Source organism: Geothermobacter hydrogeniphilus (assembly GCF_002898515.1).
Taxonomy (GTDB): domain Bacteria; phylum Desulfobacterota; class Desulfuromonadia; order Desulfuromonadales; family Geothermobacteraceae; genus Geothermobacter_A.
This window is the reverse complement of the sequence record NZ_PPFX01000010.1, coordinates 18569-44643: the sequence shown is the minus strand read 5'-3', so window position 1 is coordinate 44643 and position 26075 is coordinate 18569. Positions and strand designations below refer to the sequence as shown.

Sequence of the window (26075 nt, the reverse complement as noted above, 5' to 3'; positions counted from 1 at the left end):
ACTGGATAACCACCAGTTACGGCTGGTCTAGTGTTCATAGGAGACCGGTGCTGCTACTGGTGTTGGTCCTGATTGTCGCTGGAGGCTTCAGCCTGCTGCACCTGCAGTTGAGTGAGAATGCCGAGGCCTTGATTCCGGATCGCGACCCACAGCTACTACGCCAGTTTCAGTTGTTGCAGCAATCGCCGATGACCCATAAGTTGCTGGTGGTGATTGAGGCGGAAGAGAGTCGGGATAGAGCACGATTGACGGAGGCTGCCGCTGTTTTCGCTACCCGTTTCAACCGTGCTGGAGTCGGTAGGTTACAGACCCGGTTACAGATCGATCTGCCGGGGTTGTTGCAGCAACTGGTTGTTGAGATGCCGCAGCGTTTTCCGGCGGCGAAACTGCCACAGCTGGCTGATGAACTGAGCGAAGAGGAGATAGGTCTCCGGCTGCAAGAAGCACGGGACGAGCTCCTCTCCCCGGTCGGATTGGGGAGCAAGGTATTGATTCGGACCGATCCTCTGAGGCTGCGTCAGCGACTGTTTGACGGGCTAGCTTACACCAATCTGCTCGGCCGTGGCCAGTTCAGGGGTGGATACCTATGGAGTGAAGATGGCAAAGGGCTGCTGCTGGTTGGCAAGACCGATATTCAACTGACCGATGTCCGGGGTGCCGCCGCTCTCGAACAGGCGGCCCGTGCGGCCGCAGCGGAGTTGCCACCGGGAATTAAGGCTGACCTTCTCTGTGGCCAGCGTTACACCTTAGCCAACGCCATGGCAATCAAACACGACTTGCGCCGTATCGGCCTGCTGGTCAGTGCTGGGTTGCTGCTGGTGTTCGGCCTTTTCCTGCGCGACTGGCGTGCCCTGCCGGTGCTGCTTCTGCCGTTGGCCGGGGTTGTCCTCGCTTTGGGTTTGGTACTCCTTAGTGGGGTCGAGCTGTCGGGGATTACTCTCGGCTTCGGTGCCGTGGTCCTCGGTGTGGCCCTGGACTACGGCCTGCATGTCTTCTTCGCCCTGCGTCACCGGCAGCGTGAGCCAGAACAGGTGCTGGCGGAACTGAGCCGGCCGCTGCTCTGCGGTGCCCTGACCAGCATCGGTGCCTTCGTCGTGCTTCTCAGCTCGGCCCTGCCGGTGCAGCGCCAGCTCGGCTGGTTCGCCGCCCTCGGTTTGCTCCTCGCCCTATTGCTGGCACTGTTGGTGCTGCCGTTGCTGCTGGTGGCCCCACCACAACCGCTGGAGCATCCTGACTTCCCCACCAAGGGACCAGGACGCCGCAATCTATTGCTGGCCGGATGGGGCCTGCTGCTGCTTGTCGCTCTAGCCGGGGCAATCAGGGTCAGGATTAACGGCGACCTGCGCCAGATCAGCCTGGTGCCGCCGCAACTGGCGGCCACAGAACAGCGGCTGCGTCAGGGGTGGGGCGACCTACGCGGGCGGGCGATGCTGCTCCTTGAGGGCGAGGAAGAAGAGGTGCGACAGCAGAACGAGGTGCTTTTCTCCCGCTTGCGCGACAAGCTGTCGCCGGGAGATCTGGTCAGCCTGGCACCGCTGTTGCCAAGCCGGGCGACCCGCACCGCCAACCGCGCGGCCTGGAGCAGCTTCTGGCACGGTGCCGCAGGGGGGCGGATCGCCGACGAGCTGCGACGGCAGGCGGGGGAACACGGTTTCGCTCCGACGGCCTTTGCCCCTTTTTTTGCCAGTTTCGAGGCGCAAGCGCCAGTTGAACGGCCCCTGCCTGCCTGCTTCGAACCGCTGCTCGGCAACCTGGAACAGCGAAACGGAGAGAAGTTGCAGATCCTGACCTTAGCCGCTGACCGGCCTGAATTGGCCACCCTGCTTCAGGATGGGCAGTTGGACATGACCCTCCTGTCTCCGCGCCTGTTTCGCGCCGAGCTGAGCGGGGCGGTTAAGGACGATTTCTTTCGCCTGGCACCCTGCGCCGGGGTGATGGTGCTGCTCCTGACCGCCCTGCTGCTGCGCCGGGCCCGACTGGTTATTGCGGCCCTGGCCCCGGTGATCTCCGGGGTGGTGGCGATGTTCGGGATCATGGGCTGGGCGGGGATCGCCTTCAACCTCTTTAACGCCGTCGCCACGGTGCTGGTCATCGGCTTGACCATCGACTACGGCATCTTCATGGTCTGGCGCCGGCAGCACGGCGGTGATCGGGTTACCGATCGTGCAGTCCTGGTCTCGGGGCTGACCACCCTGGCAGGCTTCGGCTCCCTGGCCCTCGCCAGTCATCCGGCCCTGTTCGCCATCGGGATCAGCGTGCTGATCGGTATCGGCGCCGCAGTGCCGACGGCGCTCTGGCTGGTGCCCGCACTGGTACCGGAACGGGTGTTACGGGAGGAGAAATGAGACGGGTTTTCGGACTGTTGGCGATGCTTCTGGTCCTCGGCGGCTGCGGCATGGCGCCCATCCCTTTCGCTCCCAACCCGAAGGTGGCGGTGGAGCGGGGCATGAGGCGCGAGCGGCTGCTGGTCGGCGACTGGCGTCAGGCACTGCCGGCCGGGCGTTGGCGCCAGAGCGCCCTGTTCGAGTGGCACGGGCGCAAGCTCCCCATGGTCGGCCTGCTTCAGCTCGATCAGCGCCGCCAGAGCTTGAAGCTTCTCGCCCTCGACGATCTGGGGACGAAACTCTTTCTGCTGCAGCTCGGACCCGCAGGGGAGGAGCTGCAAGTCTACCAGCCAGCGCTGCAGGGATTCGCCGGTTTCGAGGATCTGCTGGTCAGCGCCCTGCGACGCCTTTACCCGGGCGGGACGATCGCGGCGAACACCAGAATGGAGCTGGGGGAGGATGCCTGGCTGCTGCGTGCTCCCGAAGGTGCGGTAACCGCCTGGTTCCGTTTCAGCGGCCCGCAGCCGCTTCTGACCTCTTGGGGGGGGGAGGGTTGGCAGGTCGACTGCTACCAGCTGCGCCGTCACCGGGGGCAGATCTGGCCCGAGGGGATGGTGCTGAACGACCGGAAACGCGGCTATCGCTTGCTGCTGCGTAACGAGGAGTTTACTGCTGATGAGCGCTGAAATGATCCGCCAGATTGGCCTGGCCCTGAACGGGGTCGAAGTGCAGGGGGATGGCACCCTGGTCGCGCAGTGCTGTTTTCCATCTGAATTTTGTGGCTTTGCGGGGCACTTCCCCGGCGCGCCGATTTTGCCGGCGCTGGTGCAGCTGCTCCTTGCCCGGGAGGTTATTCACAGGGGTGCCGGCAATCTCTCCATTGGCGGGGTGTCGGCGGCCAAGTTCAAACGCCCCCTGAAACCATTGGAGGAGATCGAAATCCTCTGTCATCCGCAGCCGCAGGGGGAGGCCTACATGGTCGAGCTGCGTGTCGCTGGGACTAGGGCCTCAAGTTTCAACCTCAATCTGAGAGCATGAAGAGACGGATGCGAAAAAGCTACTTCAAAACCGACCCCGGGGCACCCGCTCCCCTCTCCATTATCGTCGAACGCCAGGTGCGTTTCGAGGAGGTCGATCCGCTGCAGATCGTCTGGCACGGGCGCTACCCGAGCTACTTTGAGGATGCTCGCCTGGCCCTCGGCAACCGCTATGGTTTCGGCTATCAGGATTTCTACCGTGCCGAGGTGCCGACACCGATCCGCCAATTGCAGATCGACTACCTCGGCCCCTTACGTTTCGAGGAGCGTTTCACCATCGAGGCGCGTCTGCACTGGTGCGAGGCGGCCCGCATTAACCTTGACTACCGCATCCGCAACCAGAAAGGGGAACTGGTCACCAGCGGCTGCAGCGTACAGATGATGCTCGATCGCGACTTCGAGGTGCTGCTCAATCCGCCCCCCTTCTACCAGGACCTGCTGCGCCACTGGCAGGCGGGGGAGTTGTCATGAACCGGGTTGCCATCGTCCATGCCGAACTCAGGAGCCCCTTCGGTGACCGCGAACAGACCTGGCGACGCCTCTGCAACGGCGAAACCGCCATGGCAGAGGTTTCCCGCTTTTCGGTCGAACCCTACCCGACCAGAAGGGCGGCGACCATTGCCGGTCTGGATCCGGCTGCGAGCGGTTCACGCCTTGACAGTTTGTTGCAACTGCTTCTCGACGGGTTGCCGAGCCTGCCGTTCGGCACGGAGTTGCTCCTCGCCTCGATCAAGGGGCGCATAGACCTGATCCGGCCCGGCATGGCCGGGGATTCCACGGCCATGCAGCGCCTGGAACCCCAGTCCCTGCTCGAGGATCTTAGGGACCGATTGCAGCTGGCGCAGGGGGAGAATGTTCACGCTGCCTGTGCCTCCTCGACCATCGCCATTGGTCAGGCGGGAGCACGCATCCGCAGTGGTCAGAGTGCCGCGGTGCTGGTACTGGCCGCCGATCTGGTCAGTGAGTTGGTTTTCTCTGGTTTCTCCGCCCTCAAGGGGTTATCGACCCGTGCTTGTCGCCCGTTTGACCAGCGCCGTGACGGACTGCTCCTCGGCGAGGGAGCTGCCGCGCTGTTGCTGATGACCCCACAACGAGCCGCAGCCGCCGGTTTGCCGGTTCTGGCCGAACTGGTCGGTTGGGGGAGTGCCGGTGACGCCCATCATATTACCGCTCCGGCGCGCGACGGCGCCGGTCTGCTCGCTGCTATGGAGCAGGCTCTGCGGCTGGCCGGGGCGCAGTCTGAGGAGATCTGTGCCATCAACGCCCACGGCACGGGCACCCTCTACAATGACGCTATGGAACTGACCGCATTCGGCCGCCTGTTCGGTGACCGCTCCCTGCCGCTCAATTCCCTCAAGGGGGCACTGGGCCACAGCCTTGGCGCGGCTGGCGCCATAGAGGCGGTGCTTGGCGTTGCGGCTCTACAGCACGGCTGTTTGTCACCGACCTGGGGGTGTGAGCAGCCCGAGGAGACGGCGCTGCAGCTCTCGACTGCAGCTCAGGAGTTTGGCCCCGGGTTGCTGTTGTCAACCAATTCCGGCTTTGGCGGCATCAATGCCGCCCTGCTCTTACAGGGAGGTGAGCAATGAGTGCTCGGGTCAGGGGATTCGGTTGGGTCTCGGCCACTGGTGCCGGGCGTGGCAGGGACGGTCAGCTGAGTCTGCCGGAGGGGACGGCGTTGCTGCCGCCGGGGCGGCGGGTCGCCTTCTCCAAACCCTACCTGCGTTACGGTCGTCTCGATGATTTCTCCAAGCTCGGGCTGTCGACCATCGCTCTGGCACTGCAGGATGCCGGAGTGGCAGAGTTCGATCAGAAACGCCCCGTCGGTCTCTACGCTGCCAGCCGTTATGGCTGTTCAGTTACCGACCGCGCCTACTTCCAGACCCTGCTCGATGACGGTGGCTCCCTGGCGAGCCCCAATCTGTTTGCCTATACCCTGGCCAACTGCTTTCTCGGCGAAGCGGCGATTCGCTTTGGCCTCAGCGGGCCTGCCCAGGTCCTTAATGAAGCGGGAAGCCGGTCGTTGGCGGCGTTGCGCTGGGCCCTGGCCGACCTGGCGAGCGGTAGCTGTCCCATGGCTCTGGCCGGCTACTGTGATCTGCCCCCCGAAGAGCCGCAGCAAGGTTTCAGTCTGTTTCTGCTCCTCGCGCCCAGCGGTGACGGGCCGCTTCTTGAAATGCACGACGATGGTCCGGCCCTTGCTGGCCGGAGACTGACCAGCTGGCTGGCTCTGCTTGAGCTGTTGCCGCAGCTAAAGGACTCTTAAGCAATGAAGCTGAAACTGATTTATCCGCGCTGGCCCAAATTGCAGTACCAGACCGAATTCCATCTGCCCCCCCACGGGCCGATGGTCTTCGCTGCCACACTGCCGGAGGAGGTCCAACTGAGCTTCGTCGATGAGAACGTCGAGCCGCTGCGCACTGACGATAGCCCCGACCTGGTCGCCTTGTCGACCATGCTCACCTGCCAGTTGCCGCGCGCCTTCGAGATCGCCCGCGAATACCGTGAGCGTGGCATCCCGGTGCTGTTCGGCGGCATCGCCACCATGCTCCATTCTGAAGAGGTGCGCCAGCATGCCGATGCCGTCTTCCTCGGCGAGACCGAGGGGCGCATGGGACAGCTGCTGGACGATTTTGAGGCCGGCAAGCTCAAATCGGTCTACAACCTCATGGGCCAGCCGCCGGCCATCGAGAGCGTCGGTCCGGCTCGGCGCGAAATTCTCAATCGAGAACTCTACAATTACCGTGGTGTGCAGATGCTTGACCTGGTTCATGCCTCGCGGGGTTGCAAGTTCGACTGCTTTCCGTGTTGTACAGGTTTTCTCGGCGGCAAGCAGTTTCGGCCTCGGCCGGTGGAGAAGTTCATCGAGGAACTGGAAACAATTCCCAACAATCGCCTGTTCATTGTCGATAATTCCCTGGCCCAGGATCGCGAATGGCTCAAGGAGCTGTTTACCGCCATGATCCCCTTGAAACGTAAGTGGGTTTCCCATCCGATCCTCGACGATGATGAGATTCTTGATCTCGCCGCCGAGGCGGGCTGCTGGTATGTCTATCAGGCGGTTTTCGACACTTCGGAGGTCATTCGTCGGCGTATCGCTCGTTTGCGGGAACGGGGCATCGGTGTTGAGGGAACCATCATTCTCGGTACCGACGATCAGGGTGAGGATGACATCAAACGGCTGGTCGATTTTCTCATGGAGGTTGGACTCGACGTTGCTGAATTCACCATATTGACTCCCTTTATGCAGTCGCCGATTCGGGCTCAGTTGGAACGTGAAGGCCGGATTCTGAGCAACGACTGGTTGCGTTATACCGCCGACCAGGTGGTTTTTCAGCCGAAACAGATGAGCCCCGGACGGTTACAGGAGCTCTATAGCTATGCCTGGGAGACTTTCTATGCCGGCAGTGGTCACCAGTTGAAGATGGGAGAACTGTTCAAGCAGGTTATCCAGAAGGAGATGGCCGATGGCACCTACCGTCGCTACGATCCCCGCCAGCCGCGATCCTTCAAACGCCGGGGGACTTGACCGTGGCCAAGGTGCTGCTCTATTCGACCAACAGAACCTGCGAACCCTATCCGGTCTATCCACTGGGCATGGCCATGGTCGCCGGGGCCCTGCAGCGGGCCGGGCACCAGGTTGAACAGTTTGATCTGCTGGCCTCGGGGGAGGACTGGTCGCTACTGCAGAGTTTGTTGGAGGAGTTCGTTCCTGAAGTGATTTGCTATTCGCTGCGCAATATTGACAACGTCGATTCCCTGGCTGGTGAGCAGGGTTGGTATCTCGACCAGGCGCGTGAAGCGATTGCTTTTGCGCGGCGTTACAGTGTCGCGCCGGTAGTCATCGGTGGCCCGGCCCTGACCATCATGCCCGAGGAGATCTTCGCCTATGTCGGCGCGGATCATGCGGTGATCGGCGAGGGGGAACGGCTGGTCCCGGAACTGGTGGCACGCCTGGTGGCCGGAGAAAAGGTCCCGGCTCTCAACTACGCCGCCGAAACGCCCCTGGCCGGCGAGTCCCTGCAGGAGCCGCTGCGACGCTCTGACTGGGTCCGCTTCTATGTCGGGGAGAGTGACACCATCAACCTGCAGAGTAAGCGGGGCTGTCCGTTTCGGTGCAGTTACTGCACCTATCCGGGGCTGGAGGGATCGCAGTTTCGCTTCCGGCCGGTTGCTGCCGTAGTCGAGGAGATGACCCGGGCGCAGGCCGAATATGGAACTCATGCATTTTTCTTTACCGATTCCATTTTCAACGATCCTGAGGATCGTTATCTGCAGATTGCCGAGGAACTATTGCGCCGGGATCTGAAGGTTCGCTGGAGCGGTTATTTCCGGCCCCAAGGACTCGATCGGGCAAAGGTGGCGCTGTTGAAACGTTCTGGCCTGATGGCCGTGGAGTTCGGTACCGATGCCACAACGGATGTCACTTTAGCCGAACTGGAAAAAGGGTTCCAATTTGCCGACGTTCTCGATGCGAATCAGGCCTGTGTCGCTGAGGGGATTCCGGCGGCGCATTTCGTTATTTTCGGCGGCCCCGGGGAGTCCCGGGCGAGTCTCGCTGAGGGTCTGACCAATCTCGATAAGCTGGAAAGCTGTGTGGTCTTTGCCTTCTCCGGCATTCGGATCCTTCCCGGGACCGGCATTGAGCGACGGGCCCTTGCCGAAGGGCTGCTCGAAGCCGGCGCGCCCCTGCTACGACCGCGCTATTACCAGTCGCCGCTGATTGACGCCGCGAGCATGAATGCCGCCATCACCGCCAGTTTTGCTGGCAGCCGGACCCGTATCTTCCCCCCTTCGGAGGGCCAGGCCCGCCTGGCGGTGATGCGGAATTTTGGCTTCAAGGGCCTGCTCTGGGATCACCTGCTGGCAGTCGATCGGCAGCAGCAACGCGGGTAGGAGATGGCGATGCGCAATGACAGGCTGATTCTGCTGGTCCATCCGCTCGGCTACCATGCTGCCCGGGCCGATGCCGATATCGCCCGGAAAGCGAATGTCATGCCGCCCCTGGGGCTGGCGGCCCTGGCGGCCTATCTGCTGCGCGCCGGGTTTGACTGCCGGATCATCGACATCAATGCCGATCCCGCCGGTGAAAGGCGCCTGCTGGAGTTGCTGCGGAGCGAACGGCCCGCCTGGCTTGGCTTCAGCTGTACCACCGCCAGTTTTCTTGACGGTGTCCGGCTGGCACGCCTGGCCCGGCGGGAGCTGCCCGCGGTACGTACGGTCTTTGGTGGGGCCCATGTCTCGGCGTTGCAGGAGCAGGTGCTGCGCGACTACCCCGAGGTTGATTTCGTCGTGGTCGGGGAGGGGGAGGCGACCTTGCTGGAACTGCTCGAGGTCGGGGCGGACCAGGCCGAACAGGTTCCCGGTCTGATTGGCCGGCGTGGGAAAGAGATCTTCCGCACCGCCAGTCGCAGCCTGCTGGAACTCGATGACCTGCCGTTTCCGGCTTATGAGCGGCTGGCGGGCTATCCACAGCGCTATCAGCTGCCGATTTTCAACTATCCGACCACCCCGAACAGCAGTTGTATCTCCAGTCGCGGCTGCCCCTACGCCTGCAGCTACTGCGACCGCTCGGTTTTCGGGCGCAGCTTCCGATTCAACTCGGCCGAGTATCTCTACCAGCACCTCGCCTACCTGCGCGAGCGTTTCGGCCTGCGCCACGTCAACTTCTATGACGACCAGTTCACCTTCCAGCGCCAGCGGGTGGTCGACTTGTGCCAAAAGCTCCTCGACAAGCCGTTGGGGATGACCTTCAACTGTGCGGTGCGCGCCGAGCATATCGACCCCGAGCTACTGCGGCTGATGAAGGCGGCCGGCTGCTGGATGACCTCTCTCGGCATCGAGACCGGCGACCCCGAGCTGCTGGCGCAGCACCGCCAGAATCCCGACCTCGACATGATGGCGAGCAAGCTGCACCAGATCAAGGCAGCCGGAATCCGCACCAAAGGGCTGCTGATGATGGGGCTCCCCGGCGAGAGCGAGACGAGTATCCGCCGCAGTATGGAGTATGTCTTCTCGCTCCCCATCGACGATTTCAACCTCGCCAAATTTACCCCCTTCCCCGGCACGCCGCTTTACGAGCAGGTTGGCGAGCATGGGGAGTTCGACGAGGACTGGGAGAAGATGGACTGCATGCACTTTCAGTTCGTCCCCAAGGGGTTCACCCGTGTGCGTCTCGAGGAGCTCTTTACACTCTTCTACAAGAGCCACTTTCAGCGCCCCAAAGTCTGGTTCGGCTACCTGACGATGCTGTGGCGGTCGCCCGACTCCTGGCGCCGTTTTGTCGCCAATCTCGGCAGTTTTCTGCGTTTCGCCCGCTCCGGCGGTCGGCGCGGCATCGAAGGGGGCGCCGATGTCTGAGACGCTGCTCTTCAGCCGCGATGGGGTGCTGGTGCTGATCCCCCTCTACAACCACGGCGCCACGGTGCGGAGGGTCGCCCAAGGGGTGCTGGCGCTGGGACTGCCGCTGGTGGTGGTTGACGACGGCAGCAGCGACGGCGGTGCCGATGCCCTCACCGGCCTCGACCTGACCCTGCTGCGCCACAAGGAGAACCGCGGCAAGGGGGCGGCGATTCTTACCGGACTTGCCCATGCCGCAGCGCAGGGGATGAGCCATCTGCTGACCATCGACGCCGACGGTCAGCACGACCCGGCCGATATCGAGGCGTTGCTGGCGGTACAGGTGCAGGATCCGGGCTCCATTGTCGTTGGCAAGCGCGATTTCACTGCCGCCGCTGTTCCCGGTGGTAGCCGTTTCGGGCGCCAGTTTTCCAACTTCTGGCTGCAGCTGCAGACCGGCATCCGCCTCGGCGATGTGCAGAGTGGTTTTCGCTGCTACCCGGTGGCGGTGCTCGAGCGGCTCAAGCTGCGCCAGAGCCGCTACGCCTTCGAGGTCGAGGTGCTGGTCAAGGCCGCCTGGGGCGGGGTGGCGCTGCGCGATGCGCCAATCTCGGTCTACTATCCCCCCGGTGATGAACGGATCTCGCACTTCGATCTCTGGCGCGACAACCTGCGCCTGACCCTTCTCAACAGCCACCTGACCCTGCGCTCGCTTCTTCCCTGGCCGCACCGACCGTTGTTTAAGGCGGAAGCGGAGCAACCCGGAGTCAGCATTCTGCGCCCCTTGCGCTCTTTGCGCCTGCTGCTGGCCGAGCACAGCACGCCGCTGCAGTTGGCTCTGGCCGCCGCGCTCGGGGTGCTACTCGGTGCTCTTCCGTTGATCGCCTGTCATACCATCGCCATCCTCGCGGCCTGCAGCTTTCTGCGCCTCAACAGGGTGGCGGCGGTGGCGGCGAGCCAGCTCTGCATGCCGCCCATCGTTCCGGCGCTCTGCATCGAGGTCGGCTATTTCCTGCGCCACGGCGAGTTCCTCACCGAGATCTCCCTGCGCACCCTCGGCTACCAGTTTCTGGAGCGCCTTTGGGAGTATCTGCTCGGTTCGCTACTGCTGGCGCCGTTGCTGGCCCTGGTCGTCGGCGGGCTGGTCTTCCTTCTCGCCGGCGCCCTGCGCCGTACCGCGGAGGAGAGCCTTGGCTGAGCAGGTGAGTCAACCGCGCAACTGGAGCAGCCGCAGTATCGGCGCCGCTTGGCAGCACCAGTTCTTTTATCTGCTGCTGCGCCTCGGCGGACGTCGCGCCGCCTACCTGTTTCTATACCTGGTGGTTGGCTATTATATGGTTCTGCGTCCCGACCAGCGTGCCAAGTGCGCACCCTACGTTCGCCATCGCTTCCCTGCTGCCGGGGCGTGGATGCGCTTTATCCACAGCTATTGCATGTCCCTAGGCCTCGGTCGGGCGCTCCTCGACCGTGCCCTGGTCGGGATTCTCGGACCCGAGCGACTGCGGATTGATGTCGACCAGCGCGAAGAGCTGCTCGGGCTGGTCGCCGAGGGGCGCGGCCTGGTGCTGATGACTGCCCACCTGGGCAGTTGGCAGGCGGCCTTGGCGCGGGTCGATTTTCTCCGGCGTCCGGTTTACATGCTGATGCACCGGGAGGCCGGTGATATCGACCGCCACTATTATGAGCACCAGGGGGAGGAGAGTCCCTTTCGGATGATCGACCCGACGGGGTTTCTCGGTGGGGCGGTGGAGATGCTCACCGCTCTCAAGCAGGGCGATATCGTCTCAGTTATGGGAGACCGGATGCTGGGAGCAGACCGCAACAGTATCGCCGTGGAGTTTCTCGGCGGAGAGGTCCATTTCCCCTACAGTGCCTACAAGCTGGCTTCGGCCAGTGGAGCTCCGATTGCGGTCCTGTTCAATCACAAGACCGGCCCCGACAGCTACCGGATCGAGTTGGTTCGGGTAATCCGCGTACCGCGCGAAAAGGGGCGGCAGGGGGAGGAATTCCGCCCCTATGTCGCAGAGTTCGTCCGGGCGCTGGAAGAGTATGTGCAAGCCCACCCCTATCAATTTTTCAATTTTTTTGACCTCTGGAATAAAGAGGGATGAAAGGACCTTTGAGCATGAGTGCAGAATTGAAACAAAAACTGAAACAGGTTCTCATCGCTGAACTGAACCTGGAGGATATCACCCCCGAAGAGATTGCCGATGATGCGCCCCTGTTTGGCGACGGTCTGGGACTCGACTCCCTCGACGCCGTGGAGTTGGTTGTGCTGATCCAGAAACACTTCGGCGTCGAAATTAAGGACATGGAAGAGGGACGCCCGGCCCTGCAGTCGATCAACTCCCTGGCTGCCTTCATCGAGGCGAAACACAGTCAATGATTCAACACCTGCCGATAACAGGCCTTGGCTGTATCTGTGCCGCCGGTCCTGACGTCCAGAGCAGTCTGACCAGCATGCTGCGCGGGGAACGCCACCCGGCCCCGGCGCTTCGGTTTGCCACGGACCATCGGCCGCAGCTACCGGTCTTCGAAGTCCCGCAGAACTACCTCACCGATGATCTGCCTCCGGAAGCGGACTGTCTGCGCACCAGCCAGTTAGCGATGGTAGCCGCTGCCGAGGCGCTTCGTGGTTGCGGACGGACTATGGTCGAACTTCAGACCCTGCGGGTCGGTGTCTGCATCGGCACGACGGTCGGCAGCGCCATGAACAACGAAGAATTCTATCGGCAGTTCCGGCAGGGGGAGGAGCCGGAGATGGGCCCGATCAACCGCTACTTGCGGAGCAACCCGGCTGCCACGGTGGCAGCCCATTTCCAACTCAAGGGTCCGGTGGCGACCTTGGTCAATGCCTGCAGTTCCGGGACCGACGCCATCGGTCTGGCTGCCTCCTGGTTGCGTGCCGGACTCTGCGACCTGGCCCTGGCCGGTGGTGCTGACGAACTCTGCCGGACGACCTTTAACGGTTTCGCTTCCCTGCAGATCGCCGCGGCAGAACCGGTGCGTCCATTTGCCGCCGAACGCAAGGGGCTCAACCTCGGTGAAGGGGCCGGGATGCTGCTGCTGGGGCACCCGGATATCGTCAGGGAAGGCGAACGCGTGCAGGGTTGGTTGCGTGGATACGGTTCGGCTACCGATGCCTACCACCTGACTGCACCCCATCCCGAGGGGGCAGGTTTGCGTCGCGCCATCGCCGAGGCGCTCGAACAGGCTGCCTGCAGGCCTGAGGACATCGCCTTTATTAATGCTCATGGCACTGGCACGCCCGATAACGACAGGGTCGAATCCCGGGTACTCGCCGAGCTGTTTGCTGGGATTCCCTTCGTCTCCAGCAAGGGTTACACGGGGCACACCCTCGGCGCGGCTGGGGGAATCGAGGCGGTGATAACTCTGGCCAGCCTTAACGCCGGCGAGGTGCCCGCCTCGATCGGTTGCGAACCGCCCGATGCCGAGTTGCCGGCCCTGCCGGAACGGCGGACTTTTCCGGTGACCGGGGGACTGGCGATTTCGGAGTCCCTGGCCTTCGGGGGTAACAACAGCCTGGTAATCTTGGAAGGGGGAGGTGCCTCATGATCGCGCCGCTGATAACCGGCTTAGGCCCGGTGGGCGGATTTGGCGCCGGGGTTGGCGCTCTGCGCAACGCCCTGGCAGGGGAGAGCCGCCCCGAGGCCTATCGGGTCGACCTGACGCCCCTGGAGCGCTACCTGAACCGGCGGGCCACCCGACGGATCGACCGTTTTTCGCAGATCGGGCTGCTCGGCGCCTGTCTTGCCCTCGAAGATGCCGGTCTGTCCGGGGGCGATCTGTCACGGGTCGGGCTGATCTTGAGCAGTGGTTACGGTCCCCTGCGGACCACGTTCAGCTTTCTCGACAGCGTGTTGGACGATGGCGACTGCCTCGCCTCGCCAACCCATTTTTCCAACTCGGTGCACAATGCCGCCGCGGCCCACATCGGGATTCAACTCGGATTGACCGCGCCGTGTATGAGTCTCAGCCAGTTTGAACTGTCGGTGGCATCAGGACTGCAACTGGCGCGGTGCTGGCTGGCCGAACGGCGGGTCGATGCTGTTCTGTTTGGTGCCATCGACGAGAGTTGCCCGGTGGTCGACTATTGTTACCGGCGATATTTCGGCCCTGCCGGAGAGCGGCTCGAACCCTGGGTTCTGCAGCGGCAGACCGCCGTACCCGGTGAAGGCGGCTGTTTCATGGTGCTGCAGGTGGATCCTTCTGCTGGCCGCAGTTATGCTCGGCTGGACAGGGCCGAGGTCTGTGGCATTTCGCCCGGGCCAAAGAGCACCGGGTCCGAGGATGCTCCCTGGGTGCTTGGCTGTGACGGCCATGCAGGGATCGGTCCGCGCTATGCAGCGCTACTGCCGGCCGGCAGCCAGGTTGCCGCCTATGCCGGGCTCTACGGGGCCTTGCCGGTCGGGCAGGCGTTCGATGTCACCATTGCCGCCCTCGGCCTGGAAGGGGGCGCCCTCTACCCCTGCGACCCTCTGCCCGAGGGGCTTGCCTGGCAGCCGGCGGGCCACCTGGGGAGTACCCGGGTAAACTGCCTCAAACTGGCTGCTACCGGCTGGGGGCTGGTCGGACTGGAGTCGGTCTGATGCGTATCCTGTGGTCATTGCTCCTGGCGCTGATGGTTGGTCTGCTCTGGGCCTCTGTGGTTCAGGCCGGGGAGGAACCCCCGGCGACACCCCGCTATGCGGCTGGGGTGCTGGCGGGGAGCAGCTATGATCCTCACCGCAAGATCCAGTTCGCCCAGCTCAACCTGGCTGCGTTGTTCGACGATGACCCGGTCTTTCCGCACCAGGCCCCGGAATACCTGCGCTTCAAGGTGGAAGCCAATCTCGGGCTGGTCGACTGGCCGCAGTTGCGGGCAATGGTTTCCGGGAATATCTTCGCTCAGGCCTACTTGGGTAATCGCAGTGCCGCCGGCTATCGGCCCTATGTCGAAGGGGGGATCGGACTGATCTTCACTGACTTCCAGGTCGATGGCCAGGGGTTGCGCATCAACTTCAATCCTCAGTTCGGTTGCGGGATCGATCGGCTGGGGGCCGACGGTGGCTGGTTTGCCGGCCTGCGGCTGCATCATATATCCAATGGCCACCTTTATCATGACAACCGGGGGATCAATTCCTGGGCACTGGTGACCGGGAGATATTTCTGAAGCATGAAGATTAAAGAAGTACCTCAGGACGCGGCCCTTCTCGACCAACATCGGGAAGTGACCTACGCCGTCGATGAACAGGGACGGTATGTGCTGGCGCCGAGCGCCGGCTGGGATCCTGCTAACCTGGCCAACCTGCAAGCCTGGCAGTTGATTGCCGCGCAGATGCGGGAGGCGTTGAAGCAGGTGCAGTCCGGCCAGGCGAGTCCGCTGCTGTTTCACATGCAGCACCACCAGATGGACGTGGCACTGTTGGCGAGTTACGTAGGGCTTTATCGCTGGCAGGTGCGGCGCCATCTGCGTCCCGGTCCCTGGAAAAGACTCCCGGAAGCGTTGCGCGGGCGCTACGCTCAACTGTTCGGGCTGGCACCGGAGGCTCTTGACGACCTACCGAAGGAAATTCTGTTGCCGGTCGCGCTGGCGGATGAGGAAGGCAGAACATGAGTATCGATTTTCCCCATCGCCAGTCGGCGCACTGCGAGAGTGGCGTGACCGCAAACCTGCTTAGCTATCATGGCCAGCGGATCTCGGAAGCTCTCGCCTTCGGTATCGGTGGTGGGCTCTTTTTCGGCTATTTCCCCTTTGTGCGGATCAACCGGTTGCCGCTGATCACCTTCCGCAGCGCCCCCGGGGCCATCTTTAAAAAGTGCGTCCGCCGGCTTGGTGCACGGGTCCGGTCACAGACCTTTGCCTCGCCGCGAGAGGCTTCAGCGGCCCTCGACAGGGCTCTGGCCGCAGGGATCCCTCAGGGGCTGCAGACCGGGGTTTACTGGCTCCCCTATTTCCCCCCGGCATTGCGGTTTCATTTCAATGCCCACAACCTGGTCGCCTACGGGCGCGACGGGGAGGATTACCTGCTCAGCGATCCGGTCTTCGAAGAACCGGTGCGCTGTCCGAGGGGCGATCTGGAACGGGCCCGTTTTGCCAAGGGGGCACTGGCCCCCAAGGGGCGGATGTATGCCATCGAAAGCTTTGCCCCTGATGGCGACCTGGCCAAGGCGGTTCGCCAGGGGATTCGTGAAGTTTGCAACCGGATGGTGCGGGCACCCATTCCCTTGATCGGCGTGCGCGGCGTGCGGCTGCTCGCTTCACGGCTGGAACGTTGGCCGGAACGGCTGGGGCGTGAGCAGGCCGTGCTACACCTCGGCCACCTGATTCGCATGCAGGAGGAGATCGGCACCGGAGGTGGCGGTTTTCGCTTTATCTATGCCGCCTTTCTGCAGGAGGCGGCCGCTATCCTCGGCAACCCGGACCTCTCCGGGCTGGCCGAAGAACTGACTGAAACCGGCGACCTCTGGCGCCAGTTTGCTCTGCTTGCGGCCCGCAACTGCAAGGGGCGCGAAGGGGCAAATTCGACCTTTTCGGCTCTGGCCGAACAGTTGCGAGATTGCGCCCGCCGCGAGGAGCAGATCTTCCGCGCGCTTCTGAAGGTTGTCTGATGGAACCGTTTCTCAGGGTCGAGAGCCTGCTGCATCGCTACCCGGGCATGTCCGGGCCGGCCGTCGACGGTCTTTCCTTCGGCATCGCCCCGGGAGAAATCTACGGCCTGCTGGGACCCAACGGGGCCGGAAAGAGCACCACGATTTCGATCCTCTGTACCCTGCTGCAGGCCACTGCCGGTACGGTGCGGATCGGGGGCCTGGACCCGCTCCGCCAGGCGACACAGGTCAGGCGCCTGATAGGCCTGGTGCCCCAGGAGATTGCCCTCTATCCGCAATTGAGCGCCCGGGAAAATCTGCTTTATTTCGGTCGTCTCCATGGCCTGCATGGGCGCAGATTGCTCCAGCGGGCTGAGAGTTGCCTGGCGCTGGTCGGGCTGCTGGAGGCTGCCGACCGCCGGGTCGCCGACTATTCGGGTGGCATGGCGCGGCGGGCCAATCTGGCGGCCGGGATTGTCCATGAGCCGCAGCTGCTGTTTCTCGATGAACCGACGGTCGGTATCGATGCCCAGTCCCGGCGGATGATTCTGGAAAACCTGCTGCAGCTCAACCGGGAGGGGATGACCATGCTTTACACCACCCATTACATGGAGGAGGCGCAGCTGCTCTGCAACCGGGTCGCGATCATGGACCGGGGCAGGGTGGTGGTCGAGGGCGCACCCACCGGCCTGTTGGAGCAGCACGCGGATTGCGGAACCCTGGAAGAGCTTTTCTTGCAGCTCACCGGACGACAGTTGAGGGATTGACATGCGGGCGCTCTGGGCAAGTTTCTGCAAAGACCTGTTGCTGCTGTGGCGGGACCGGGCCGGCCTGGCCCTGCTGTTTGTCATGCCGATGGCCCTGGTGCTGGTCGTCTCCCTGGTCCAGAACAATGTGCTTGAATCGACCGGGCAAAAGGCCTTCAAGGTTCTCTTTGTGGATCAGGACCGGGGGGAAGCCGGCCGCCAGTTGCGCCGGCGTTTGGAGCAGAATGGTGGCATGGTGCTGGTCTCCTCCCTGGGTGGACGGCCCCTGACGGCACCCGAAGCCCGGGAGTTGGTTGCCGCCGGAGTTTTCCAGTTTGCCATCCTGTTGCCCGGCGGCCTGGAGAGTGATCTGCAGCAGGCAGTCGAAAAGATCGGGCAGCAGATTCTTGCCGGCGCTGAAGCCGCGCCTGAGGCGCCGGCCAAAGTGGAGGTCTGTTTCGATCCGACGGTGCAGGGGGTTTTTCGGACCGCGGTACTCGCGTCGTTGCGACATGCCCTGCTCGGTATCGAGACGCAGAGACGGGGTCGGGAGCTGGCCACGGCCATGGCCGGCCAGTCCGGCCGGGCTGTCAATCCCTTTGCCGGGAGCCCGCTGCTGCAAGTCGCCGAATCACCGGCGGGGCAGGCGCTGCTGCACCCCAATGCCGTTCAGCAGAATGTTCCCGCCTGGTCGCTGTTCGGCATGTTCTTCATTGTCGTCCCGCTGGGCGGAGCCTTGTTGCGGGAACGGCAACAGGGGACGCTGCAGCGTCTGCTGTGCCTGCCGGTCTCCGGCTGGCCCCTGCTCTCTGGAAAGCTGTTGGCCTATGCCAGTATCTGCCTGGTTCAGTTTGGACTGATGTTGCTGGTCGGTCGCTTTTTCCTACCTCTGCTGGGGACTCCGGTGCTGCAGATTGGCGCGCACCCCGGTGTCGTGCTGTTGTTGAGTTTTGTCTCGGCCCTGGCCGCGACCGGCTACGGTCTTCTGGTGGGTGTCCTGGCGCGCAGCTATGAGCAGGCCTCGATGCTGGGCGCGATATCGGTCGTGATTGCCGCGGCCATCGGTGGCGTGATGGTGCCGGTCTATGTGATGCCGTCGGGCATGCAGCGTCTCAGCCAGTTGTCGCCTTTGGGCTGGGGGCTGGAGGGATTTCTGAAACTCTTCGTGCGGGGTGGAGACCTGGCCAGTGTCTGGCCGCAGGTCGCGGCCATGCTGGCCTTCTTTTCGGTCACGCTGGCGTTGTCCCTGCTGATATTCAACGGCCGGCACAAAAAGGGCGGCTGAAAGATAGCGCAAGGAGCAACAGATGTCGGAAACGAGCGAGTTTACAAAGCGCCTCAAGCAGCTGATTGTCGAAACCTGCAATATTCCCGATGCCCCGGAGGATGTCCCCGAGGACGCCCCGCTCATCGGTCCCGATTCACCCTTGGACCTCGACTCTCTTGATGCGGTTGAAGTGGTTGTCGCGGTGCAGAAGGCTTTCGGAGTGCGCATCGGGGGGGAGGAAGGGGCCCGTGAGGTTTTGCAGTCGCTGCGGACCCTGGCTGAATTCATTTTGCGGGAACAGAACAAGAGGTAATCGAACAATGAGTTTGTTTTGGCCCTGTGGGAGGGCCATTTCTTACATTTGAGAGGAGGAAGTGACAATGAAAAAAGGTTTGTGTCTGGTGTTTGTTTTGGCGATGGTGGCCCTGTTTTCGAGCTGCGCTTCGACCCCGCAGAAAATCAATAAGGCGTCTGTTTCTTCCGTGGCGATTGTATCCTTGGGGATCAACAATTACGGTTCCTTCGGAACCAGGGGTGTTATTGACCCGGTGTTAATCAATTCGGCCACCGGAAAATTGCTCAGCAACACCGAAGCGGTCCTGGCGAGAAAATTGACGGTCAAGCCAGCGGCGAGTTTTGTGAAGGATGAGGGGTTCCGTGCCCTGTCGATTGGGAAGGTGAAGCAGGGGCTCTATGCTCCGGTCATCGACGGAGCAGATTTGCCGAGTTTCAGCGACGTTCGCAGGGAGGTCGTCAAGGGGATCCTCAAGCCGGAGACGGCCAAGGCTCTCTGTGAGACGCTCGGCGTCGATGCGGTGGTCCTGGTCTATTCCGAATGGATGATTGACTCGGGCAAGTTTATTCCGACCATCAAGGCTCTGACCAAGAACTGTTTTGCCATGTATGGCAAAGATGGCCATAAGTTTTTCTATGACCGCAAGGATCTGCGCGGTGACAAGATCATCGGTGGCGCCTTTGCCGGTGTCCGGATCAACGAGGATACCATCGACCAGTGGATCGATGCCTATTCGCGCGCCGCTGAAGAGGTTTTGTTGCGACATATTTAAAGCTGGTGATCAGAAGAGGAGGGATGTTAAATGAGGAAATTTTCGATTTTTGTTTCAATTTTTCTTCTGGTGGGATGTACCGCAAGTTATCAACAACTGGACCTAGCCATTCCCCAACAAAGACTCGAAAAAAGTAAATCGGTACTGATTGCAACACCAAAAAATGGATTTTATGGTTCTACGGAATATAATTTTTCTGGTCAAATGACAGCTATAGCAATAAACGCAGCTTTTTCCAAATTTTCACCAAACGTAAGAGTTGATTCTCGCTGTAGCGAACTAAGTTGCCTCAAGAAGACATCCGGAGATAAATTTGATTATTTAGTCATCCCTGAAATACTTCACTGGGAGGAGAGAGCAACTGAGTGGTCGGGAAAACCAGACCGCATCGAGGTCAAATTGACAATTTACGACTCAATAACTGATGCAGTGCTTGCCGCAACAACGATTAAAGGAAAAAGCAAGTGGGCAACATTTGGAGGTGATCATCCTCAAGACCTTCTTCCCGATCCATTGAATAAATATGTTTCTTCCCTCTATTGAAAATCCAAAAAAAAGGCCGGGAGATATTCCCGGCCTTTTTTTATTATAAATCATTACTTTTCTGTTGAGCACACGAAATAGCTTTTTCCTCTATGTCAAAGCATATTTTCTTGCTTCTATGACGATTCTTCCAGTATGTCCAAATATTCCCCTGCAAACTTGGTGTGCGATGCTCTGCAGGGTATCCATACGAGAGAATCACATCCTCTTTGCTCATCCCAGGAATAACTGCCGAACGTCGAATCGCATCAATGATCTCGGGTGACTTCCCAGTCGTCAACTGATCAAAATTTTTGTCTGTAAACATCTTGTCGGCATATGCGTATACATTGGTTCCTGGATGGTAACGTGATGTGAACTCTATATTATAAAGATGATTGTCGGTTAGTGTCTTGAACCGGATGCCCTCAACACGATCATCGTCATATCCCGAACCACCGAAGTCACTTTCTTCTTCATAAATTTCAACCTCGACGGGTGTTCCTACGGGAATAATAGTTCCAACACGGAAATTGATTGCCCTCACTTTGTGACCATCTGTAAACAGATTGTAAGCTGTGTATAGTGGTTTTCTTTCGGTTTTTATTACTCCAGTTATTTTTGCCTCTAGCTTATCCCGTGCAGAAAGGGCCAAGCTTGGGCTCGCAATGCTTAGTGCAAACAAGATGAAAAAGAAAACAAGAAACATTCTCGGGGTCATTGAAAACCTCCTTTAGCAAAAGGTGAGCAGCATGTAACACATGGAAAAACGGCCGCTTTCGGGGATGAAACAGAGTAGTTTTTCCCCTTTTTTTATCCGTCCTGAATGAAATATTTCATCCAAAATTATGTAGATTGAGGCAGCACCGGTATTCCCCTTCTGATGGAGATTGGTGAACCAGCGCTCCTCGTCGATGGAAAAACCAACCTTGTCCATCCGTTCCTTGAGATGGGGGCGAAAAAATTCTGACGAATAATGAGGTAAGAACCAATCGACATCCGTGGCCCGGAGCCGGTGTTTGGCAGCAAGTTGCAGCAGGGCCTTTTCGACAGCGACGGTGATAATCTGCGCATTGAGAAGCTTGACATCTTGTTTTACCAGCAGAGTGTCGGAAGTCCCTAGTTTGGCAAGGTTCGGATGTTCACGCCAACCGCGCAAGCTGCCATCCTCCAGTTTGTCAGCCCCGGCATACATGCAGGGTTCAAACTCGTGGGCATAAGAGAGCTGGTCTATCCATTCGATGCGCAGTGAAGGGCGGCTGGGGTTGGGTTGGGAGCTGAGTAGGGCAGCACCAGCGCCGTCGGAGAGCATCCAGCGAAGAAAATCTGCCTCGAAAGAGAGGGCGGGGTGCTGGTGTAGCTGTTCGGTTTTGCTCGGGTCGATGCCGCCGCAAAGCCTGGCGCGCATATAGGAAGAGGCCAGTTCGGAGCCGGTTGCCACGGCATTTCGGGTCTGTCCGTTGGCTACGCTCAGCCAGGCATATTTCATGGCGCCCATGCCAGCGCCGCAAATCCCCGAGGCACTGAGGATTTCGCATGGTGCTCCGCCCAGCTCTCCGTGGACCATTGAGGCATGGCCAGGCATCAGCTGGTCGGGAGTCGAGGTGCCGCAGCAGAGGCATTCGATTTGGTCGGGAGTCAGTTCTATCTCCGGAGCTAGCTGGCGGATGGCTTCCGCCGTCATCTGGGCATTGCTGTGGGTGGTTTCCCCGGTTTGTCGATCGATAGCGTAATAGCGCTGCCGAATCCTGTTGTTGCGTAAAATGATGCGCCGGGTACGTGAAGGAAGCTTCTGAACCATGCCCAGCAGGCGTTCCATTTCGTCGTTGTTGACCGGCTGGTTGGGGAGAAAACTTGCCAAGGCGTTAATATAGACGGTGTGGTTCAACTTTAGATCCTTGCATTATGGTGCCCCTCCTGCAGAAGGGTTGCGTATCGTTGATAAAAGAGCTCCTCCGGGAGCCGGGTCGGCAGGACCGCATTGGTCAGCGTGTAATAATCGAGGTCGGTGAGAGTGATCCGGTCTGCCATCTCGCAGTGCAGACGGGTTCCTGGCAAGGGGGTCAAGACTGTGTACATGGGCAGTTCTATCCCTTGTTTCTTGACAAAGGAACTGAGCTGTTCGAACTGGCTTTCGTCATAGTCGGGGGAGATGATGAAGTCTCCAACGATGGCCAGCCCCAGTTGATGCAGGATGGTGATGGCTTCGCGATTGGTGGCTGCTGAGTTTTCCTTGTTCATCTTCGACAGGGCCTTGTCGGTGATTTCTTCGAAGCCGATGACCACTGCACGCAGGCCGACCTCCTTCCAGCGCTTGAGAAGCTCAGGGTGCCTGACAACAGTGTCGGCGCGCACGTCGGCGAGGTATTGTTTGTATATCCCTGCAGTGGCTATCGCCTCGGCCAGGGATAGAGCCTGGGCTGGATTGCCGAAGCTGTTCGCATCGACCAGGCGCACCACCGGGGCCTGGTCGAGGCAATTCAGGTCGCGAATCACCGTCTGGGTGTCTGCGCCTAGGTACCTGCCGCCTGTGACCGGAGATATGCAGCAGAAGTGACAATCATAGGGACAGCCAGCGGCAGTTGCCACCATGCCAAGCTGGATCTCGAGGCTTTCGAGTCGGTATTCTTTGCGATAGGGGGCTACCAGGTCGTAGCGGGGTGAGACCTGCTGGGCAAGATCGCGGATGTCATAGGTCCGTGGTTGCCATCGCAAGGGATGGCCGGGGGATGTCGGGGCAATGCCGGGGATGTCCTTCTGTAGCCCCTTTTCAAGGTTGTCAACAAGTTCTCGAAGGCTCTGCTTGCCGAGGCCGATGACGACCCAGTCGATCTCCTCACGATTGAAAAATTCAGGATCATTGGAGGCGTGGATGCCGCCGACAACGATTTGTACTGTCTTCCATCGACGGACCTGCCGAGCCAGTTTCAGCACGGTTTGCGCTTCACAGGTCATGGCGGTAAAGGCCACGATATCGGGGGCGAAGCTCTGCAGTCGTTTAGAGAGGGCTGAGGGCTCGACTTTCAGGTCAACCAGGTCGATTTGGTGATCTGCCAGGTTGCCTGCCAGGGTCTCGAGCGCCAGGGGCTCGCCTCGAAAAATCTGCTTGATTGAATCTATGCCGTAGCGTTCCTCGGGAATGCTACGACCACAATTGGGCGGATTGACAAAGAGAATGCGCATGATGAATGGCTGACTCTGAAAAGCAATAATTTTAAATTATAAAATAGATCGCTTCGGCTGGGGAGAGATTTTTGTCCTGCTGAGGAGTTTTTTGCTCAGTGTGGGGGGCAGGGCCAGGGGGAGAGCATTGTCTTGGTGTCGGACGGGGCAGACTGCGAGTTCGTGGAACAGCATTGCCAAGATTCTGTGTAGATTCTGCGATGGCACCTTCCTAGGGTGGGTAGATTACGACGGCGTCCCGGTGTGGAACGCTTGACGCCGAGGGGCAGTTGCTGTTGTCCTCTCCAACTGCACACAGTTGAGGGCAATTCCGGTCCTTACAGCGGAGCCTGAACTTGCAGGTAGGATTATCTGCGTAGTAGGGGATTGAGCCGGTCCAAGTAGGCTTTCCACAGTTGTTTCATGGTGCCGTTGTTATGACTCCCATTGATGACCATGACCTGGCTGGGGGGAAGGTATTTGGCCAACTCTGCTTGTTCCTCCCTGAAAAAATCACTGTCTCCATAACCCAGATAAATTGGTGGATAGTCTTTTTGGTTTTCGAGGTATTTTTTGATAAAGGCCCAAAGGTAGCGCTCCCAGTCCTTGACAGTATGTTCTCCAGGTTGCCAGGCATGAATGTCTCCTTCCTCTTGTATCTCCTCGACGATCCCTCCCCAGCCCAGAAATGGGCTGAACATGATGATGCCATCAATGTCTTCGGGGTATTCCATCAGAAAGAACCAGGAGCCGAGTCCTCCCATGGAAACTCCTGCGATCCAAATCTCCCTATATCCCTTGGCTCTGGCGGGGAGAATGATATCCTCGTGCAGTCTGATGGGCAGGGTTTCGGAGCGAAAGTAGCCGAAATGGGAATCGGGGGCGACCATGTCAAAGGGCAGTTTGCGGTCGAGCACCTCTTGGATCATCCCCTCCCGTTCGAAAATATCGTTACCTCCCCAGATGCCACGAAGTAATATTAAAAGTTTAGGATTGTTCCGGGCGGCAGGGTTTCGGTACTCAAGAGTCGGGATCGGAGTCGTTGGTGCAGGAAAACAGCCAGCGAGGGGCATTATAAAGCAGAGCCATAGGAAGAATACAAGGCGCATGGAGGAGTGGTCCTTTTATTGCTTTTAAGGGAATTCAGGTGGTTCTAATAGAATAACTTTTGACCGGGGTTGTGCAAACTGTTCCTGGTCGGAAGACCTCAGGGACGTCGGAATGAAACCAGAATAGCAGCACAACAAATCTCAACTGAGATTAAAAATCGTTTGGCGTTTTCAGCTTGTGAGGCGGCGCCGGTTTTCTTGGACACTGATTTGGGGTAATGTCCCCGTTGTCCAAGGAGATTGAAAATGACTGCAAAGAACAAGAGCAAAACCCTCACCGGGCCGTTGGCTGAGGGTCAGCGTTGGAGCGCTGCCCGCAAACGCGAAGTTGTCCTGCGCATGTTGCGAGGCGAACCCGTTGATGCTCTGTCCCGCGAACTGAACGTCGAAATCTACCGCCTGGAGCAGTGGCGGGAGAAAGCCTTGACCGGAATCGATGAGTCACTGAAAAAGCGACAGAATGATCCGGTACAGGCCGAACTCGACCAGGCCATGCGCCGAATCGGCGAACTGACCATGGAAAACGAGCTGCTCTGGAAGCGGGTGAGGAAACCCGGCCCTTTAGCCAAACGGAGATCGTCGAAATGAGCCAAACGGTTTCCCCGGGCACTGACAAGCCCTATGGCATCCAGCGGGTCTGCCGCATCTGGGAGCAGGCTCGCTCCACGTTTTACAGTGCCACCCGGCAGGTTTCCGATGTGCCGCCGAAGCGTCGTGGCCCGCACCCGTCGATCAGTGACGCAGACCTGCTGGAACTGATTCGTCAGGATCTGGCATCCTCGCCCTTTACCGGTGAGGGGCATCGCAAGGTTTGGGCACGGCTCCGGATTCGTGATGGCGTGCGGGTTTCACGCAAACGCGTGCTGCGCTTAATGCGCGAAAACCACCTGCTCTCGCCCCATCGCGGTCGCCCCAAAGCCCCCAAGGTGCATGACGGCAAGATTATCACCCTGGCGCCGAATCTGATGTGGGGCACCGATGGAACCCGAGTCTTCACCGTGGACGATGGCTGGGTCTGGATCTTCACCGCCGTGGAGCACTGGAACGCCGAATGCGTCGGCTGGCATGTCTGCAAGAAAGGCGACCGTTATGCTGCCCTGCAGCCGCTGTCCATGGCGCTGAATGATCTCTACGGGGGCGTCCAGGCCGATGTGGCTCGAGGACTGGCCCTGCGCATGGATCATGGCACCCAGTACCTGTCCGATCACTTTCTGAACCAGCTGAAGTTCTGGGGGATCACTCCCAGCTTCGCCTTCGTGGCGGAGCCCCAAACCAACGGAGTCGCCGAGCGGTTCAATCGAACTTTGAAAGAGCAAGCCATCTACGGTCGGGTTTTCCGTACCGTAGAGGATGTCCGCGAAGCCATAAAGAACTTCGTGGAACTTTACAACAGCGAGTGGCGCGTTGAGAAAAACGCCTTCAAAGCGCCCTCGGAAATCCGCCAGGATTGGCAAGAAAATCGTCAGGCTGCATAAGCCAAACTTGTGTCCAGGGGACCGGATCCGCTACAGCGTTTTCAGCTTGTCCGGTCGCCCAATCATAAACAGTTGAGAGTTTGTGTATGGAGTATCTCAATCGACATCCTTGATTTTGTCAATAATGGTGAACTCGATTGGCATGGCATAGTTTTGCTGGAATTGCGCAGTGTCCGGTCAGGGGAACATAATTGGATTTGAATCGGGCGAAACGGTCATAAGGCCAAGGAGGATATTTCGTAGAGATGTTTGTCTTTTTTTGGTTGCGGGCTGGCCCAATCAGTGCCCTTTTGTCAGGCGGGGTGACAGCAGGAAATTTTCGGGGCGATATCTGCGGCGTCACCAAGGGATGCCTTGGGACGATATGGTGGGGAGTAGCCGGCCACCCACTCCGCCTGTTTTCATTCCGGTCTGCTATAATTCCTGTGGGCACTGT

The 26075-nt window shown here is 60.0% G+C and carries 27 protein-coding genes and 1 pseudogene; 24 read left to right on the top strand and 4 right to left on the bottom strand.

What is annotated here, in order from left to right:
• The first annotated feature begins 47 nt into the window (after window positions 1–47).
• From C2E25_RS06240 to C2E25_RS06135, 22 genes are all read left to right on the top strand, one after another.
• A complete protein-coding gene (locus C2E25_RS06240) occupies window positions 48–2345 on the top strand; it encodes an MMPL family transporter (protein ID WP_158247157.1) in 2298 nt (765 codons plus the stop codon).
• Window positions 2342–3010: a DUF3261 domain-containing protein gene (locus C2E25_RS06235; RefSeq protein ID WP_103114909.1), complete on the top strand. Its 669-nt coding sequence runs from the start codon at window positions 2342–2344 to the stop codon at window positions 3008–3010. The genes C2E25_RS06240 and C2E25_RS06235 overlap by 4 nt, the downstream gene beginning before the upstream one ends.
• Window positions 3000–3362, top strand: coding sequence for a hypothetical protein (locus tag C2E25_RS06230; protein ID WP_103114908.1), 363 nt, complete (start codon window positions 3000–3002; stop codon window positions 3360–3362). Before C2E25_RS06235 ends, C2E25_RS06230 begins: the two co-directional genes overlap by 11 nt.
• Window positions 3363–3370: 8 nt before the next feature.
• Entirely contained in the window at window positions 3371–3832 is a 462-nt protein-coding gene (locus C2E25_RS06225; protein ID WP_103114907.1) for an acyl-CoA thioesterase, read from the top strand.
• The gene (locus C2E25_RS06220; protein ID WP_103114906.1) at window positions 3829–4950 is read left to right on the top strand and encodes a beta-ketoacyl synthase N-terminal-like domain-containing protein; all 1122 of its coding nucleotides are present in this window, start codon (window positions 3829–3831) and stop codon (window positions 4948–4950) included. The genes C2E25_RS06225 and C2E25_RS06220 overlap by 4 nt, the downstream gene beginning before the upstream one ends.
• The gene (locus C2E25_RS06215) at window positions 4947–5627 is read left to right on the top strand and encodes a beta-ketoacyl synthase N-terminal-like domain-containing protein (RefSeq protein ID WP_103114905.1); all 681 of its coding nucleotides are present in this window, start codon (window positions 4947–4949) and stop codon (window positions 5625–5627) included. Before C2E25_RS06220 ends, C2E25_RS06215 begins: the two co-directional genes overlap by 4 nt.
• Before the next feature lie 3 nt (window positions 5628–5630).
• On the top strand, window positions 5631–6890 hold the full coding sequence (locus C2E25_RS06210; RefSeq protein ID WP_103114904.1) for a B12-binding domain-containing radical SAM protein: 1260 nt from the start codon (window positions 5631–5633) through the stop codon (window positions 6888–6890).
• Window positions 6891–6892: 2 nt separating this feature from the next.
• A complete protein-coding gene (locus tag C2E25_RS06205) occupies window positions 6893–8257 on the top strand; it encodes a lipid biosynthesis B12-binding/radical SAM protein (RefSeq protein WP_103114903.1) in 1365 nt (454 codons plus the stop codon).
• A gap of 9 nt (window positions 8258–8266) precedes the next feature.
• Window positions 8267–9721, top strand: coding sequence for a B12-binding domain-containing radical SAM protein (locus C2E25_RS06200; RefSeq protein WP_103114902.1), 1455 nt, complete (start codon window positions 8267–8269; stop codon window positions 9719–9721).
• On the top strand, window positions 9714–10898 hold the full coding sequence (locus C2E25_RS06195; RefSeq protein ID WP_103114901.1) for a glycosyltransferase family 2 protein: 1185 nt from the start codon (window positions 9714–9716) through the stop codon (window positions 10896–10898). The genes C2E25_RS06200 and C2E25_RS06195 overlap by 8 nt, the downstream gene beginning before the upstream one ends.
• Window positions 10891–11811: a lysophospholipid acyltransferase family protein gene (locus C2E25_RS06190; protein WP_103114900.1), complete on the top strand. Its 921-nt coding sequence runs from the start codon at window positions 10891–10893 to the stop codon at window positions 11809–11811. The genes C2E25_RS06195 and C2E25_RS06190 overlap by 8 nt, the downstream gene beginning before the upstream one ends.
• A gap of 14 nt (window positions 11812–11825) precedes the next feature.
• Window positions 11826–12086, top strand: a complete 261-nt coding sequence (locus tag C2E25_RS06185; RefSeq protein WP_103114899.1) for a phosphopantetheine-binding protein — start codon at window positions 11826–11828, stop codon at window positions 12084–12086.
• Complete coding sequence (locus C2E25_RS06180; RefSeq protein ID WP_103114898.1) at window positions 12083–13276, top strand: beta-ketoacyl-[acyl-carrier-protein] synthase family protein; 1194 nt, start codon at window positions 12083–12085, stop codon at window positions 13274–13276. Before C2E25_RS06185 ends, C2E25_RS06180 begins: the two co-directional genes overlap by 4 nt.
• Window positions 13273–14310 (top strand): beta-ketoacyl synthase chain length factor, encoded by a 1038-nt coding sequence (locus C2E25_RS06175; RefSeq protein ID WP_103114897.1) that lies wholly within the window; start codon window positions 13273–13275, stop codon window positions 14308–14310. The genes C2E25_RS06180 and C2E25_RS06175 overlap by 4 nt, the downstream gene beginning before the upstream one ends.
• Window positions 14310–14873 (top strand): acyloxyacyl hydrolase, encoded by a 564-nt coding sequence (locus tag C2E25_RS06170; protein ID WP_103114896.1) that lies wholly within the window; start codon window positions 14310–14312, stop codon window positions 14871–14873. The genes C2E25_RS06175 and C2E25_RS06170 overlap by 1 nt, the downstream gene beginning before the upstream one ends.
• Window positions 14874–14876: 3 nt before the next feature.
• Complete coding sequence (locus tag C2E25_RS06165; RefSeq protein ID WP_103114895.1) at window positions 14877–15317, top strand: hypothetical protein; 441 nt, start codon at window positions 14877–14879, stop codon at window positions 15315–15317.
• Complete coding sequence (locus tag C2E25_RS06160) at window positions 15314–16312, top strand: BtrH N-terminal domain-containing protein (protein ID WP_103114894.1); 999 nt, start codon at window positions 15314–15316, stop codon at window positions 16310–16312. Before C2E25_RS06165 ends, C2E25_RS06160 begins: the two co-directional genes overlap by 4 nt.
• A complete protein-coding gene (locus C2E25_RS06155; protein ID WP_103114893.1) occupies window positions 16312–17058 on the top strand; it encodes an ABC transporter ATP-binding protein in 747 nt (248 codons plus the stop codon). The genes C2E25_RS06160 and C2E25_RS06155 overlap by 1 nt, the downstream gene beginning before the upstream one ends.
• Before the next feature lies 1 nt (window position 17059).
• Window positions 17060–18322, top strand: coding sequence for an ABC transporter permease (locus C2E25_RS06150; protein ID WP_103114892.1), 1263 nt, complete (start codon window positions 17060–17062; stop codon window positions 18320–18322).
• Between the two features lie 22 nt (window positions 18323–18344).
• Complete coding sequence (locus C2E25_RS06145; RefSeq protein ID WP_103114891.1) at window positions 18345–18617, top strand: phosphopantetheine-binding protein; 273 nt, start codon at window positions 18345–18347, stop codon at window positions 18615–18617.
• Between the two features lie 67 nt (window positions 18618–18684).
• A complete protein-coding gene (locus C2E25_RS06140) occupies window positions 18685–19371 on the top strand; it encodes a hypothetical protein (RefSeq protein ID WP_103114890.1) in 687 nt (228 codons plus the stop codon).
• Window positions 19372–19401: 30 nt separating this feature from the next.
• Window positions 19402–19914 carry a DUF4823 domain-containing protein gene (locus C2E25_RS06135; RefSeq protein WP_103114889.1) on the top strand — a complete coding sequence of 171 codons (513 nt, stop codon included), beginning with the start codon at window positions 19402–19404 and terminating at the stop codon, window positions 19912–19914.
• Window positions 19915–19957: 43 nt separating this feature from the next.
• On the opposite strand, the gene C2E25_RS06130 is transcribed toward C2E25_RS06135, so the two are convergent.
• From C2E25_RS06130 to C2E25_RS06115, 4 genes are all read right to left on the bottom strand, one after another.
• The gene (locus C2E25_RS06130; protein ID WP_103114888.1) at window positions 19958–20614 is read right to left on the bottom strand and encodes a hypothetical protein; all 657 of its coding nucleotides are present in this window, start codon (window positions 20612–20614) and stop codon (window positions 19958–19960) included.
• A 12-nt stretch (window positions 20615–20626) separates the two neighbouring features.
• Window positions 20627–21781, bottom strand: a complete 1155-nt coding sequence (locus tag C2E25_RS06125) for a beta-ketoacyl-ACP synthase III (RefSeq protein ID WP_103114887.1) — start codon at window positions 21779–21781, stop codon at window positions 20627–20629.
• Between the two features lie 2 nt (window positions 21782–21783).
• Entirely contained in the window at window positions 21784–23076 is a 1293-nt protein-coding gene (locus tag C2E25_RS06120; RefSeq protein ID WP_103114886.1) for a B12-binding domain-containing radical SAM protein, read from the bottom strand.
• Between the two features lie 347 nt (window positions 23077–23423).
• Window positions 23424–24164: an alpha/beta fold hydrolase gene (locus C2E25_RS06115; protein ID WP_103114885.1), complete on the bottom strand. Its 741-nt coding sequence runs from the start codon at window positions 24162–24164 to the stop codon at window positions 23424–23426.
• 291 nt (window positions 24165–24455) lie between these two features.
• Between C2E25_RS06115 and C2E25_RS06110 the strand changes: the two are divergent.
• Window positions 24456–24752, top strand: a pseudogene (locus tag C2E25_RS06110) (IS3 family transposase); the annotation flags it as partial.
• The gene (locus C2E25_RS06105) at window positions 24749–25639 is read left to right on the top strand and encodes an IS3 family transposase (protein WP_103114883.1); all 891 of its coding nucleotides are present in this window, start codon (window positions 24749–24751) and stop codon (window positions 25637–25639) included. The pseudogene C2E25_RS06110 and the gene C2E25_RS06105, both read left to right, overlap by 4 nt.
• Window positions 25640–26075 lie beyond the last annotated feature (436 nt).